Origin of the sequence: Sphingomonas soli NBRC 100801 (genome assembly GCF_001591025.1) — a bacterium.
Classification (GTDB): domain Bacteria; phylum Pseudomonadota; class Alphaproteobacteria; order Sphingomonadales; family Sphingomonadaceae; genus Sphingomonas; species Sphingomonas soli.
On sequence record NZ_BCTZ01000001.1, the window covers coordinates 326,098 to 337,839 of the forward strand.

15 protein-coding genes and 1 other RNA gene are annotated in these 11,742 nt (G+C 65.3%); 12 read left to right on the forward strand and 4 right to left on the reverse strand.

The window, feature by feature from the left end; all coding sequences use genetic code 11:
* The first annotated feature begins 124 nt into the window (after positions 1-124).
* The gene (locus SSO01S_RS01550; protein ID WP_066794066.1) at positions 125-2,017 is read left to right on the forward strand and encodes an XrtA/PEP-CTERM system amidotransferase; all 1,893 of its coding nucleotides are present in this window, start codon (positions 125-127) and stop codon (positions 2,015-2,017) included.
* A gap of 79 nt (positions 2,018-2,096) precedes the next feature.
* On the opposite strand, the gene SSO01S_RS01555 is transcribed toward SSO01S_RS01550, so the two are convergent.
* Positions 2,097-2,525, reverse strand: a complete 429-nt coding sequence (locus tag SSO01S_RS01555) for an MAPEG family protein (RefSeq protein WP_066794069.1) — start codon at positions 2,523-2,525, stop codon at positions 2,097-2,099.
* A 154-nt stretch (positions 2,526-2,679) separates the two neighbouring features.
* On the opposite strand from SSO01S_RS01555, the gene SSO01S_RS01560 reads away from it, so the two are divergent.
* The gene (locus tag SSO01S_RS01560) at positions 2,680-3,237 is read left to right on the forward strand and encodes a hypothetical protein (RefSeq protein WP_066794071.1); all 558 of its coding nucleotides are present in this window, start codon (positions 2,680-2,682) and stop codon (positions 3,235-3,237) included.
* Positions 3,238-3,300: 63 nt separating this feature from the next.
* Here SSO01S_RS01560 and SSO01S_RS01565 read toward each other — a convergent pair whose 3' ends face one another.
* Together SSO01S_RS01565 and SSO01S_RS01570 are read right to left on the reverse strand one after the other, a co-directional pair.
* The gene (locus tag SSO01S_RS01565; protein ID WP_066794073.1) at positions 3,301-4,383 is read right to left on the reverse strand and encodes a 1,9-bis(guanidino)-5-aza-nonane synthase; all 1,083 of its coding nucleotides are present in this window, start codon (positions 4,381-4,383) and stop codon (positions 3,301-3,303) included.
* A 151-nt stretch (positions 4,384-4,534) separates the two neighbouring features.
* On the reverse strand, positions 4,535-5,755 hold the full coding sequence (locus SSO01S_RS01570; RefSeq protein ID WP_083942763.1) for a type III PLP-dependent enzyme: 1,221 nt from the start codon (positions 5,753-5,755) through the stop codon (positions 4,535-4,537).
* Between the two features lie 152 nt (positions 5,756-5,907).
* Between SSO01S_RS01570 and SSO01S_RS01575 the strand changes: the two genes are divergently transcribed.
* Genes SSO01S_RS01575 through SSO01S_RS01580 form a run of 4 tightly spaced genes read left to right on the forward strand, consistent with a single transcriptional unit; the run spans position 5,908 to position 7,454 of the window.
* Complete coding sequence (locus SSO01S_RS01575) at positions 5,908-6,876, forward strand: threonine ammonia-lyase (RefSeq protein WP_174520745.1); 969 nt, start codon at positions 5,908-5,910, stop codon at positions 6,874-6,876.
* The gene (locus SSO01S_RS17410; protein WP_157073575.1) at positions 6,876-7,052 is read left to right on the forward strand and encodes a hypothetical protein; all 177 of its coding nucleotides are present in this window, start codon (positions 6,876-6,878) and stop codon (positions 7,050-7,052) included. Before SSO01S_RS01575 ends, SSO01S_RS17410 begins: the two co-directional genes overlap by 1 nt.
* Positions 7,052-7,216 (forward strand): hypothetical protein, encoded by a 165-nt coding sequence (locus SSO01S_RS17415; RefSeq protein WP_169798294.1) that lies wholly within the window; start codon positions 7,052-7,054, stop codon positions 7,214-7,216. Before SSO01S_RS17410 ends, SSO01S_RS17415 begins: the two co-directional genes overlap by 1 nt.
* Before the next feature lie 22 nt (positions 7,217-7,238).
* A complete protein-coding gene (locus tag SSO01S_RS01580; protein WP_066794080.1) occupies positions 7,239-7,454 on the forward strand; it encodes a DUF2093 domain-containing protein in 216 nt (71 codons plus the stop codon).
* 84 nt (positions 7,455-7,538) lie between these two features.
* Here SSO01S_RS01580 and SSO01S_RS01585 read toward each other — a convergent pair whose 3' ends face one another.
* Positions 7,539-8,195: an alpha/beta hydrolase gene (locus SSO01S_RS01585; protein ID WP_066794083.1), complete on the reverse strand. Its 657-nt coding sequence runs from the start codon at positions 8,193-8,195 to the stop codon at positions 7,539-7,541.
* Between the two features lie 92 nt (positions 8,196-8,287).
* On the opposite strand from SSO01S_RS01585, the gene SSO01S_RS01590 reads away from it, so the two are divergent.
* From SSO01S_RS01590 to ffs, 6 genes are all read left to right on the forward strand, one after another.
* Positions 8,288-9,352, forward strand: coding sequence for a cysteine desulfurase family protein (locus tag SSO01S_RS01590; RefSeq protein ID WP_083942764.1), 1,065 nt, complete (start codon positions 8,288-8,290; stop codon positions 9,350-9,352).
* Complete coding sequence (locus SSO01S_RS01595) at positions 9,349-10,434, forward strand: cysteine desulfurase family protein (RefSeq protein ID WP_066794086.1); 1,086 nt, start codon at positions 9,349-9,351, stop codon at positions 10,432-10,434. Before SSO01S_RS01590 ends, SSO01S_RS01595 begins: the two co-directional genes overlap by 4 nt.
* Positions 10,431-10,763: a 2Fe-2S iron-sulfur cluster-binding protein gene (locus SSO01S_RS01600; protein ID WP_066794089.1), complete on the forward strand. Its 333-nt coding sequence runs from the start codon at positions 10,431-10,433 to the stop codon at positions 10,761-10,763. Before SSO01S_RS01595 ends, SSO01S_RS01600 begins: the two co-directional genes overlap by 4 nt.
* Positions 10,764-10,826: 63 nt before the next feature.
* Positions 10,827-11,210 (forward strand): low affinity iron permease family protein, encoded by a 384-nt coding sequence (locus SSO01S_RS01605; RefSeq protein ID WP_169798295.1) that lies wholly within the window; start codon positions 10,827-10,829, stop codon positions 11,208-11,210.
* Positions 11,211-11,277: 67 nt separating this feature from the next.
* Positions 11,278-11,559 carry a hypothetical protein gene (locus SSO01S_RS01610; RefSeq protein ID WP_157073577.1) on the forward strand — a complete coding sequence of 94 codons (282 nt, stop codon included), beginning with the start codon at positions 11,278-11,280 and terminating at the stop codon, positions 11,557-11,559.
* Positions 11,560-11,632: 73 nt separating this feature from the next.
* An RNA gene (ffs, locus tag SSO01S_RS01615) (signal recognition particle sRNA small type) lies at positions 11,633-11,730 on the forward strand.
* Positions 11,731-11,742: the final 12 nt, after the last annotated feature.

An 11,742-nucleotide genomic window follows, 5' to 3' on the forward strand; every position in this document is an offset into this window, starting at 1 on the left:
GGTTCACCGGGAGGCAAACGCTGTCACAAGAGCTCTGGGGATGACATTCGGGGCACCGTGGACCCCGGCACAAGGCCGGGGTGACAATGTAGAGCGTGGGGCCGCGATGGGGGATCTTCGTTAAATGTGCGGCATTGCCGGTCTCTATTATCCCGCGATGGCGCGGCCCGTGGATCCTGCCCGCATCGTCCAGATGAGCGACGCGCTGGCACACCGCGGGCCGGATGGTTCGGGCGTTTGGACCACGGCGGGCGTGGGCCTGGGGCATCGCCGCCTTGCGATCATCGACCTGGAAGGCGGCGTGCAGCCCATGGCGACGCCCGATCAGGGGACGGTCGTCAGCTATAACGGCGAGATCTATAATTTCCGCGAGGTGCGCGCCGAGCTGGAAAAGCTGGGCGCGCGCTTCCTGACCGACAGCGATACCGAGGTGCTGCTGCACGGATGGCGCGCCTGGGGGCCGTCGATGCTCGCGCGGCTGAATGGGATGTTCGCCTTCGCGCTCTATGACAGCGACAAGCGCAGCCTGTTTCTGGCGCGCGACCGCTTTGGCGTGAAGCCGCTGCATTATGCCGAGTTGTCGGACGGGGCGGTGGCGTTCGCATCCGAGCTCAAGGGGCTGCTCGCGCATCCGCTGTTCCGCCGCTCACCCGATTTCCGCGCGGTCGAGGATTATATGGGTCTGGGCTATGTGCCCGACGACGCATCGATGCTGCAGGGCGTGAAGAAGCTGCCCGCCGGGCATTTCCTGCTGCTGGAGCGCGGCAAGCCGGTGCCCGAGCCCGTGCGCTGGTTCGATGTCGATTTCTCAAAACGCGCAACGGGCAAGCAGAAAGATCTGGAAGCCGAGCTGATCGATCGGATGCGCCAGGCCGTGCGCGCGCGGATGATCGCGGATGTGCCGCTGGGGGCGTTCCTGTCGGGCGGGGTGGACAGCTCCGCCGTGGTCGCGCTGATGGCCGAGGCGAGCAAGGCGGCGGTGAAAACCTGCACGATCGGTTTCGACGAGGCGGGATATGACGAAAGCGCGCATGCGAAGCTGGTCGCCGAGCGGTTCGCGACGTCGCACCGCACGCGCACCGTCGCGGCAGACGATTATGCGCTGATCGACACGCTCGTCGCCGCGTTCGACGAGCCCTTTGCCGATGCATCGGCGCTGCCGACCTACCGCGTCTGCGAACTGGCGCGCGAGACGGTGACCGTGGCGCTTTCGGGCGACGGGGCGGATGAGGCGTTTGCGGGCTATCGCCGGTACAAATTCTTCGCGGGCGAGGAGCGCATCCGCGGGCTGCTGCCCGAGGAAACGCGCACCAAATTATTCGGCACGCTGGGGCGGATCTACCCCAAGGCGGATTGGGCGCCGCGCATGTTCCGCGCCAAGACGACGTTGCTCGCACTCGCCGAGAATGGCGAGTTCGCTTATCCCAAGGCGGTGGGCGTCACCACGCCGGCGCTTCGCCAGCAGCTATACAGCGATACCGCGCGCAAGGCGCTGGACGGGCATAATGCCGAGCAGCGCTATACGGATGCGATGCGCCGGGCGCCCGCGCGCGACGGGCTCGACCGCGCGCAATATGCCGATATCCAGCATTGGCTGCCGGGCGATATCCTCACCAAGATCGACCGCACCAGCATGGCGGTGAGCCTTGAGGCGCGTGAGCCTTTGCTCGATTACCGGCTGGTCGAGTTCGCCGCGACGCTGCCGCCCGAGCTCCGTATCAAGGCAGGCCAGGGCAAGTGGCTGATGAAGAAGGCGCTGGAGCCCTATCTGCCGCGCGAGATTCTCTATCGCCCCAAAATGGGGTTCGTGACGCCGATCAGCGCATGGTTCCGCAAGGCGCTGGCGGAGGATGCGGCGGCGCTTTCGCGCTCGCGGCTGCTCGAATCGACCGGCTGGTTCGATCTATCGGTGATCGAGCGCCTGGCTGTGGAGCACAAGTCCGGCCGCGCCGAGCATGGCCGGACATTGTGGCAGTTGCTGATGCTCGAACGTAGCCTGGCGCGGCTGTTCGGCTGAGGGGTCCTGTCCAGTCCCGTGATCCCGGAAAAATCCGGGGCGAGGTAACCACCCCGCCCGTTGTTCTACCGCAGCGGACTCAGTGCCAGATCGCCATTCCCGCGTGGAGCGTGAGTGCGATCAGCGCGAAGCTGGAGAGCACGAACAGCGTGAAGCGGATCGCGATCTTGTTGACGGTCGCCTGGACGAGACTGTGCAGCACGCGCAGCCCGACATAGATCCAGGCGATCGTCGCGTTCATCCCATTGCCCTGATCGAGCAAGGCGAGCGTCAGGGCAACCGCGTAGAACAGGGTCGGTTGCTCGACCAGATGGATGTAATTGTGCGCGGGCCATTGGTCCTTTTCGTCGAGCAGCGTGTCGAGCAGCCCAGGCCGGCCGCCGCGCGCCTTGGACATGTCGATACCGGCGCGTTTGAGCGCTGGCAGGCGGACGGCCATCGTCCAGACGAGCATGACCAGGGTCCAGGCGACGAGCGCCACGACGGGCGACAGAATTTGGCTGTGCATCGGCTTTCCCCTCCGTTGTCTGCTGAGAGGTTGCAGCAATAAGTTCGTAAATGCAACGGATATGCATTTCAGCGAATGCTCACGCTTTGCTCATGCCGCTCATGCGCGGGGCGGATAGACCCGGCGCATCGGTTACTGGCAAAGGACACGGGCAATGCGGTCAGAGGCAATCGGCAAGCGGAACGGCAATGGTTGGCGGATCGCCCGCTGGGGCGCGGGGGCTGCGCTGCTGATGGTACCCGCCGTCGCGATGCGCTTCACCAGCGAAGTGAACTGGGGGCCGGAGGATTTCTTCGTCATGGGCGCGATGATCGCGCTCGCGCTGGGTGCCTATGACCTGCTGGCGCGGATGGCGGGCAACGGCGCGTACAAGGTCGCATCGGCGCTGGCGGTGCTTGGGGCGTTCCTATTGGTCTGGATCAACCTGGCCGTCGGCATCATCGGCGATGAGCGGAACCCCGCGAACCTGATGCACGTGGGCGTGCTCGCGATCCTGATCGGCGGTGCTGCCGCGGTGCGGCTGCAGGCCGGGGGCATGGCGCGGACGCTGTTCGCAGTCGCGGGAGTGCAGGCGCTGATCGCGACGATCGCCGTGCTGGGCGGGATGGGAGCGGATGGCCCGATCTGGCCGCGCGACGTTCTGGGCGTGACCGTCGTGCTGAGCGGGATCTGGCTGCTCTCGGGCGCACTGTTCCGTCACGCGGCGCGCTGAAGCGCATAAAGCAAAACGGCCGGGGATCGCTCCCCGGCCGCTTGTTGTCGGTCGCGCAGAGGGTCAGGCAAAGAGCTTCGCCCAGCCGCGCTTGGCGCGGTCCTTCCAGTGCCCGCGGTGATAGGCGTCGCTGGCCAGCAGCGGCATCACCGAGCCGGCTTCGGCGAAGACCATCTGCTCGATGCCGGTGTTGACCTTGCCCCACGAAGCCGCTTCCTGCAGCGTCGAGGACGAGCAGGCGCCGTCGCGCACGTCCGCCACGGTGATCTGAACCGCGTATTTGTGCACTTCGACATCCTCATGGCCGAGGATCTCGGCGCAGACGACGGTGTCCTGGATGAAGTTCTTCGGCACGCCGCCGCCGATCATCAGCAGGCCGGTTGTGCCCGCCGCGATCTTGATGTCGGTCAGCTCGCGGAAGTCCGCGACCGCGTCGATCATCAGATAGGGCTTGCCCGACTTGGCGTTGTCGACCTGGTGCTTGACGAGGCCGAAGCCCGCCGACGAGTCGACGAATGCCGGGCAGAAGATCGGCACGTCATGCTCATAGGCGAGCTTGACGAGGCTGTTTTCCTTCTTGCCGTGCTCGACCAGATACTTGCCCATCGCGCGGATGAATTCGCGGCTCGAATAAGCACGCGGCTCCAGCTCGTTCGCGATCTTGTTGATCGTGAAGTCGCAGTCCTGGAGCTGCTCCTCGTCGATATAGGTGTCGTAGATACGATCGATGTAGAGCGAACGCAGCGTATCGTCGTCCGGGATCTCCAGCGCCTGATAATGCTTGTGGCCGAGCCCCTCGAAGAAATCCATGTCGACGATGGTGGCGCCGGTGGCGACGATCACGTCTACCATGTTGTTGCGCACCAGCTCGGCATAGAGATCCATGCAGCCGCCCGCCGAGGTCGAGCCCGCGATCACCAGCACGACCGTGCAATCCTTGTCCGCCAGCATCTGGTTATAGATGTTGGTCGCGCGGCCGAGATCGCGGCTGGTGAAGCTCATGTCCGCCATCGCATCGACGATCGGGCGCGCATCGAACTTGGTGATGTCGATATGCTTGACCTGCTTCGACAGCAGTTCCGCCTTGCGGGTGTCGTTGATCGGCGCGTTGGCGGCCGCCTGCTTGTTGAGCGTGGTATCGGTCATCTGTCTTCCATCATCACAAGAACCGCCGTCATTCGAAGGGGACGCGGGAACCCGGAATACTGCCGTCACCCCAGCCGTAGCTGGGGTCTCGGGCCGCAAGCAGACCCTTGCGGCACGAGATGCCAGCATTCGCTGGCATGACGGCTTGTGTTTACAGCTTTACGACGTTCGAGGCCGGGGCCTGTTCCGCCGGAACATAAAGCGATGCCATCGGCTCGTCTTCGACGATAACGGTCTCGTCCGAGCCGAAGCCGTTGAACGCGGTGCGCATCGCCGAGCCATAGGCGCCGAGCATGCCGATCTCGATATAATCGCCGGCGCGGGTGTCCGCCGGAAGGGCGAACGGGCCGGCCATATGGTCGAGATCGTCGCAGGTCGGGCCGTAGAAGCTGAACTCCACGTCCTTGGCATTCGATTCGGGCTCGCGCAGCAGGCGGACAGGGAAGCGCCAGCCAATATGCGCCGCATCGAACAACGCGCCATAGGCGCCGTCGTTGATGTAGAGCTCGTCGCCACGGCGCCTTTCGACGCGCACGATGATCGAGCTATATTCGGCGCACAGGGCACGGCCCGGCTCTGCCCAGAGCTCGGCCGAATAGCTGACCGGCAGGCTCTCGAACGCGCGGTGGATCGTCTCGAAATAGAGCTCGAGCGGTGGGGGCTCCATGCCGGGATAGCTCGAGGGGAAGCCGCCGCCGACATCGACGACGTCGACGGTGACCGCCGCCTCGACGATCGCGGCGCGCACGCGCTCCATCGCCTGGGCATAGGCGTCGGGCGACATCGCCTGGCTGCCGACATGGAAGCAGATGCCGAGCGCATCCGCCACCTGACGGGTGGCCATCAGCAAATCCTTGGTCTCGCCCGGCGCGACGCCGAACTTGGATGCAAGGCTGAGCTTTGACAGGTCCGACGAGACGCGAATGCGGACACACAGCGTCAGATCCTCGGCACCGCGGGTAGCGCTGACGATCTTTTCCAGCTCTTCCATGCTGTCGAGCGAGAAGACGCGAACGCCATGCTCGAAATACGCCTGGTGAATCGCTTCCTCGGCCTTGACCGGGTGCATGAAGCACAAAGTCGCCTCGGGAAGGGTGCGCGACACGAGGCGCACCTCCGCGATCGAGGCAACGTCATAATGCGTGACGCCCGAATCCCACAGGACCTGCAACAGTTCCCGGGATGGATTCGCCTTCACGGCATACATCGAGCGGCCCGGGAACTTCTCCGTAAAGAAGCGGGCGGCACGCGATGCGGCGTGCGGACGAACGAGCGTTACCGGATTAACCGGAGCGCTCTTGGCGATGTCTACTGCGTCGGTCGCAGTGGAATGGGCAGTCGCTAGCCCCAGCGCGCTATGGTGCTTGTGCAATTCAAGGGACCTCCAAGTGCCTTTCGGCGATCGTTGACAATTGCTGCCTTGCGGTTGGAAGTCCCATGGGGCAGCGGGAAGCGGGCATTTAGGGTCGCTGGACCCCCGTGTAAAGTGATTCGAGGACCCATGTTTCGTAGCGGGGGTGAAGTGTGACGATTGTGCGACAGCCGACCCGGGCGGGCGTGCGCGACGCCGCCGCAAAAATCGCAGCGATTTTGCCGCAAACCCCTTTGTTCACGGTGGAAATCCGTGGGGTCCCGGTGTCGTTCAAGGCGGAATGTCTCCAGCCGATCGGGGCGTTCAAGATCCGCGGCGCATGGCATCGCCTGACCGCTCTGGACGCGGAGGCGCGCGACAAGGGCGTGGTCGCTTTCTCGTCGGGGAATCATGCCCAGGGAGTCGCCTGGGCGGCGAAGCGGCTGGGCATGCCCGCAGTGATAGTCATGCCTTCCGATGCGCCGGCAGTGAAGCGCGATGCGACCATGGCGATGGGGGCGGAAATCGTTCCCTATGACCGCATGACTGAAAACCGCGCAAAGATTGCGGCGCATCTCGCACATGCGCGCGGCGCTGCGCTGGTTCCGTCGTTTGACGACCCCTGGATTATCGAGGGGCAGGGGAGCGCTGGCATCGAGGCGATGACTCAGATGGTGGAGGCGCGGCTGCCCGATCCCTCGCACGTGATTACTCCGTGCGGCGGGGGCGGGCTCGCGGCCGGGCTGGCGCTGGCGCTGCCAGAAGCGAAGATCACGATCGTCGAGCCCGAAGGCTGGGACGATATGTGCCGGAGCCTGGAAGCCGGGTGGATCGAGCCGGTGGGGCCGAATCCGCCGCCCACGGCCTGCGACGCGCTCCAGACGATTGAGGTTTCGCCGCTGACGTTTGATGTGCTTTCCCGGCGCGGGGCAACCGGCGTGCGGGTCAGCGAGGCAGAGATTCGGACGGCGCAGCGCTGGGCGGCCGCGAAGTTGCGGGTCGTCGTCGAACCCGGCGGGGCGGTGGCGCTGGCTGCGGTTCTGGCGGCCAAGGTTGAATTGAAGCCGGGGCTGTTGGTGATCCTGTCGGGCGGCAATGCCGATCCGCACGCCTATGCCGCCGTGCTGGGTGGGAACGATTGATGCCGAACCGGTTTGGCGGCGCGATCGCGAATGCGATGGGCGCCATTGCGAAGGTGCTGGGATACGGCATCTATTATTTGCTGCGGGTGATCTACCGCCCGCGTGACCGGATGATCGCGTTGGCCGGCGCAGCCGCACTAGCGGTGATCATCGCAGCTCTGGTATATTTTCTATGATGGACCCGTCGCTCAACCGGCTCATGCTGAGCATTGCCGCGCTCGCGATGTTCGCGCTCGTCTGGGGAGGCGTGCGGCAATATCGCACCGATCGTACCAAGGGCGTGCTGATGCTCGTCTGCGCGGTGGTGCTGCTAGGGAACCTGCTTATCTGGACAATTTGAGGCGGATGCCCAAATAGGCTCCATGCTGAAGCCCGCGACCCCTGCGCACCTGATCTACGAGACCCCGGAATTCGAGGTGGTGATCCCCGGTACCTATGTGCTGTGCGCGGTCAGCGGCGAGCGCATCGATCTCGATAATCTGAAATATTGGAGCGCGGAATTCCAGGAGGCGTATCGCGGCGCAGAGGAATCGGCCGCGGCGTTCCTGGCGGGCGGCGCAAAGAACATACGGAAATAGCCGTCATCCCGCCGAAGGCCGGGATCTCAGGGGTAGGACGAGCTCGCGGTACGCGATCCCGGCTTTCGCCGGGATGACGTCTTGTCAGCGGATCGGCGAGTTAGGATCGAGCCGCATGTCCAAATACTGGTCCACGCTGCCCATCAACTGATCCATCTCGTGCTCGAAGAAGTGATTCGCGCCGGGAATGGTATCGTGGTGGATGGTGATGTGACGCTGGGTGCGCAGCTTATCGACCAGCTTCTGGACCGCGCCGGGCGTGACCACTTCGTCATTCTCGCCCTGGATGATGATGCCCGACGAGGGGCAGGGCGCGAGGAAGGTGAAGTCGAACATGTTGGCGGGCGGCGCGACCGAGATGAAGCCGCGGATTTCCGGGCGGCGCATCAGCAACTGCATGCCGATCCACGCGCCGAAGCCGAAGCCGGCGACCCAGGTGGTCGAGGCTTCCGGGTGGAAACTCTGCACCCAATCGAGCGCGCTAGCGGCATCCGAAAGCTCGCCGATGCCGTTGTCAAACGTACCCTGGCTCTTGCCGACGCCGCGGAAATTGAAGCGGAGCGTCGCGAAGCCGCGGCGCTGGAAGGTCTTGTAGAGCTCCTGCACGATGCGGTTGTTCATCGTGCCACCGGCATTCGGATGCGGATGAAGGATCATCGCAACAGGCGCGCGGGGGCGCGGAGCGGGAGCGAAACGGCCTTCGAGGCGGCCTTCGGGGCCGGGGAAAATGACTTCGGGCAAATCGGACCTGCTGAATCTGTGCGCGCACGGTGGCGTAGGAAGCTGCGCGCTATATAGGCAGAGACGCCTTTTGCGCAATTGGAACGAGTTTCTTGGCCGACCGCATCTATCTCGATCACGCCGCGACCACGCCGATGCTGCCCGAAGCGATGGCGGCGGTAGCCGATGGCATGGCGCGCTGGGCCAATCCGTCCTCACCTCACGCGGAGGGGCGGGCAGCCCGCGCGCTGCTGGAAAATGCGCGCAGCCGGATCGCCGCGGCCTATGGCTGGGCGCATGAGCTGATCCTGACAGGAGGCGCGAGCGAATCGCTGCATCTGGCGCTGTCACGCTCCATGGCCGAGCGCCGGCTGATCACCGCGGTGGAGCATGATTCGGTGCTGCGCCACGGCGAGGGCGCGCGCGTCTTGCCGGTTCTGGCGGACGGAACGCTCGATCTCGACGCGCTGCGGACCTCGATAGGCCCTCGCGCTCTGCTGTGCGTGCAATGGGCGAACAGCGAGACCGGTGTGCGCCAGCCGATCGAGGCGATCGCGGAGATTGTTCACGAAGCGGGCGGGCTGCTGCTCGTGGACGCGGCGCAGATGCCTGCGCGCGCGGACATGGCGGTGATGCGTCATGCCGATCTGGTCGCGGTGTCGGCGCACAAGCGCGGTGGGCCGCCGGGCATCGGGGCTTTGCTTGTTCGCGATTTCTCATCCCTGATGCCCATGGGCGGGCAGGAGAAGGGTTATCGCGCCGGGACGGAGAACCTGCCGGGTGCGCTGGGCTTCGCGACGGCGGTGGAAAAGCCGGAGGATCTGCGCGGCCCTGCTGCGCTTCGGGCGCGGCTGGAGGCTGCATTGCCCGGTGTCGAGATTGTCGGCGCCAGTAGCGCGCGAACGCCGCTGATCGGGGCGTATCGCATGCCGGGCGTATCTTCCGCCGCGCAACTGATCAGGTTCGACATGGCGGGGTTCGCGGTTTCGGCCGGCAGCGCCTGCTCGTCTGGCAGCATGCGGCCTAGCCATGTTCTCTCGGCGATGGGCTGGGCCGAGCCTACGCTGCGCGAAGTGGTGCGCGTGAGCTTTGGCCGCGCGACCACCGAGGCCGAGATCGACGCTTTCGCTGCCCTGTGGCGCGAGACTGCGGAAGATGCGCGGAGCCGCGCGGCATGATCTATCTCGATTATCAGGCGACCACGCCGCTCGCGCCCGAGGCGCTGGCCGCGATGTTGCCTTGGCTGGAGAGCCAGTTCGCCAATCCGCATTCGGCGCATGCCGGCGGCCGCGCAGCCAAGGCGGCGGTGGAGGTGGCGCGCGAGCAGGTGGCGGACGTGCTGCCGGATGGCGGCGCGGTGAGCTTCACCAGCGGTGCGACCGAAGCGATCAATTGGGCGATCAAAGGCACGACTGGCCCGATCGTGACGCTCGCCACCGAACATGCCGCAGTCCTCGACACCGTCGAGGCCGAGGCGCGCAAGGGGAGACAGGTAACCGTGCTGCCGGTCGGCAATGACGGGCTCGTCGATTTCGCGGCGCTCCGCGCGGCGGTTACCCCCGGAACCGGGCTGGTCGCGGCGATGCTGGTCAATAACGAGATCGGCGTGGTCCAGCCGATCGAGCGACTCGCCGAGATCGCTCATGCGGCGGGCGCGCTATTCCTGTGCGACGCGGTGCAGGGCTACGGGCGCGAACTGATCCCCGAGGCATGCGATCTGATCGCGGTATCAGCGCACAAGGTGCACGGGCCGAAGGGCATTGGCGCGTTGTGGATACGCGATGGCGTGACACTGGAGCCGTTGCTCCATGGCGGGGGGCAGGAAGCAGCTGGACGTTCGGGGACGCTGTCACCGGCCCTGTGCGCAGGGTTTGGCGCGGCGGCGAAGCTGGCCAAGCAGCGCTTTGGCGCGGACCATGCGCATGCCGAGCAATTGTTTCGCGCGGCGCTGTCGCGCGTGGCGGTGGACTGGAAGCTCAATGGTTCGCAGGGTGAGCGCTATCCGGGCAATCTGAACCTTCGCCGCGATGGGCTGGATGTCGCGCGGCTGATGTCCGACCTCCGCGACATCGCCTTTTCGGCGGGCTCGGCGTGCGCAAGCGGATCGGGACGCCCCAGCCATGTTCTGCGCGCGATCGGCCTGAGCGATGCGGAGGCGAAGTCGAGCATTCGTCTGGGCTTCGGGCGCTATACGACGGAGGAGGAGTTGCTCGGTGCGATTGATCGGATCAACCATGCAGCAAGGAAGCAAAGGCCATGATCCGCGTCACCTTCATCGGCGCTGAGGGCAATTCGCGCGAGGCCCGCGCAAATGCCGGCGATCGGCTGCTGGAAGTGGCGCAGAATGACGGGCAGCCGCTGGAGGGCACGTGCGAGGGGCAAATGGCCTGTTCGACCTGCCATGTGCTGATTTCGGCGGAAGATTTCGCCCGCCTGCCGCCGGCCAGCGAGGAAGAGGAGGACATGCTCGATCTCGCCATCGGGGCAGGCAAGACCAGCCGCCTGGCATGCCAGATCATCCTCACGCCCGAGCTCGACGGATTGACGGTGCGAATGCCGCCGGGCCACCGCGACATGCAGGGCCGCTGATCCGGAACGGCTGGGGAAATCAACCGTTTGGCGTCGATGCCCGGACCCAGCCTGCCGCAGAAATTGTATAGTCTTGGTTGCCGTTTGTCGGATCTGGGCGCGAATATCGCCGGTCATCCGCTGGCGCTTGTGGGTGTGATCCTCTTCTGCGGGGCCTGGTTTCTGCTCCCGCTGGGTGAAAGCGCCACCGCCGTCCTGACCCTGGTGCTCTCCGTGCTCGCCATCACGCTTACCCAGATGGTGCTCAACCAGCAGAAACGGCACGAAACCGCGCTCCATCTGAAGATCGACGAACTCATCCACGCGATGCGCGGCGCGCGCGACGAAGTGATGGGGATCGAACACAAGAGCGAGGAAGAGCTGGAAGCGCTTCGCATCACCGGTGACCGGGCGGAGGAAGTGCTCGCAAAGCGGCGCAGCAAGGCGATCACCAGCCGCGCCGATTAGAGCGGAACTGGCTACGCGCTCAATCATTTCCGCGTCTGCGGGCATCGGCACCGCAGGAGAGTGAGATATGAAGACTTTAGGGCTTATTGCCGCCGCTGCAGCGGCGATGCTGCTGGCTCCGGCCACTGCCAGCGCCGCGCCAGTGGCGGCTACCGCGGCTCCCCCCGCGGTAACGGCTTCTGCGATCGCGGCGAGCGGGCAGGTTCGCGTGGTCGTCCGCGAAGATCGCCGCACCCGCCGGCATTATCGCGGCCATGGCCGCCGGGCGCACTGGCGTACGGTCTGCACGCGCAAATGGCGTCACGGGCGCAGCGTGCGCATTTGCCGCAAGGTGCGCAGCTGGCGCTAAACATTTGAAGGCAGGCGTGCCGCGTGCCGGCATGCCTGCTCTTGCACGCTGCGGCAGCATCGACCATATGCGCCGCGGGAGTCGGGCGGACGTGGTCGTCGCCAACCTGGTCAGATCCGGAAGGAAGCAGCCACAACGATTTCGCCACGGGTCGTTCCGGCTCCCACCCCAACCCCAGATTTT

Bases quoted from the DNA above. Each gene is read 5' to 3' on its own strand.
- SSO01S_RS01550 (WP_066794066.1), top strand. From the start codon at position 125: ATGTGCGGCATTGCCGGTCTCTATTATCCCGCGATGGCGCGGCCCGTG.
- SSO01S_RS01555 (WP_066794069.1), bottom strand. From the start codon at position 2,525: ATGCACAGCCAAATTCTGTCGCCCGTCGTGGCGCTCGTCGCCTGGACC.
- SSO01S_RS01560 (WP_066794071.1), top strand. From the start codon at position 2,680: ATGCGGTCAGAGGCAATCGGCAAGCGGAACGGCAATGGTTGGCGGATC.
- SSO01S_RS01565 (WP_066794073.1), bottom strand. From the start codon at position 4,383: ATGACCGATACCACGCTCAACAAGCAGGCGGCCGCCAACGCGCCGATC.
- SSO01S_RS17410 (WP_157073575.1), top strand. From the start codon at position 6,876: ATGCCGAACCGGTTTGGCGGCGCGATCGCGAATGCGATGGGCGCCATT.
- SSO01S_RS17415 (WP_169798294.1), top strand. From the start codon at position 7,052: ATGGACCCGTCGCTCAACCGGCTCATGCTGAGCATTGCCGCGCTCGCG.
- SSO01S_RS01580 (WP_066794080.1), top strand. From the start codon at position 7,239: ATGCTGAAGCCCGCGACCCCTGCGCACCTGATCTACGAGACCCCGGAA.
- SSO01S_RS01595 (WP_066794086.1), top strand. From the start codon at position 9,349: ATGATCTATCTCGATTATCAGGCGACCACGCCGCTCGCGCCCGAGGCG.
- SSO01S_RS01600 (WP_066794089.1), top strand. From the start codon at position 10,431: ATGATCCGCGTCACCTTCATCGGCGCTGAGGGCAATTCGCGCGAGGCC.
- SSO01S_RS01610 (WP_157073577.1), top strand. From the start codon at position 11,278: ATGAAGACTTTAGGGCTTATTGCCGCCGCTGCAGCGGCGATGCTGCTG.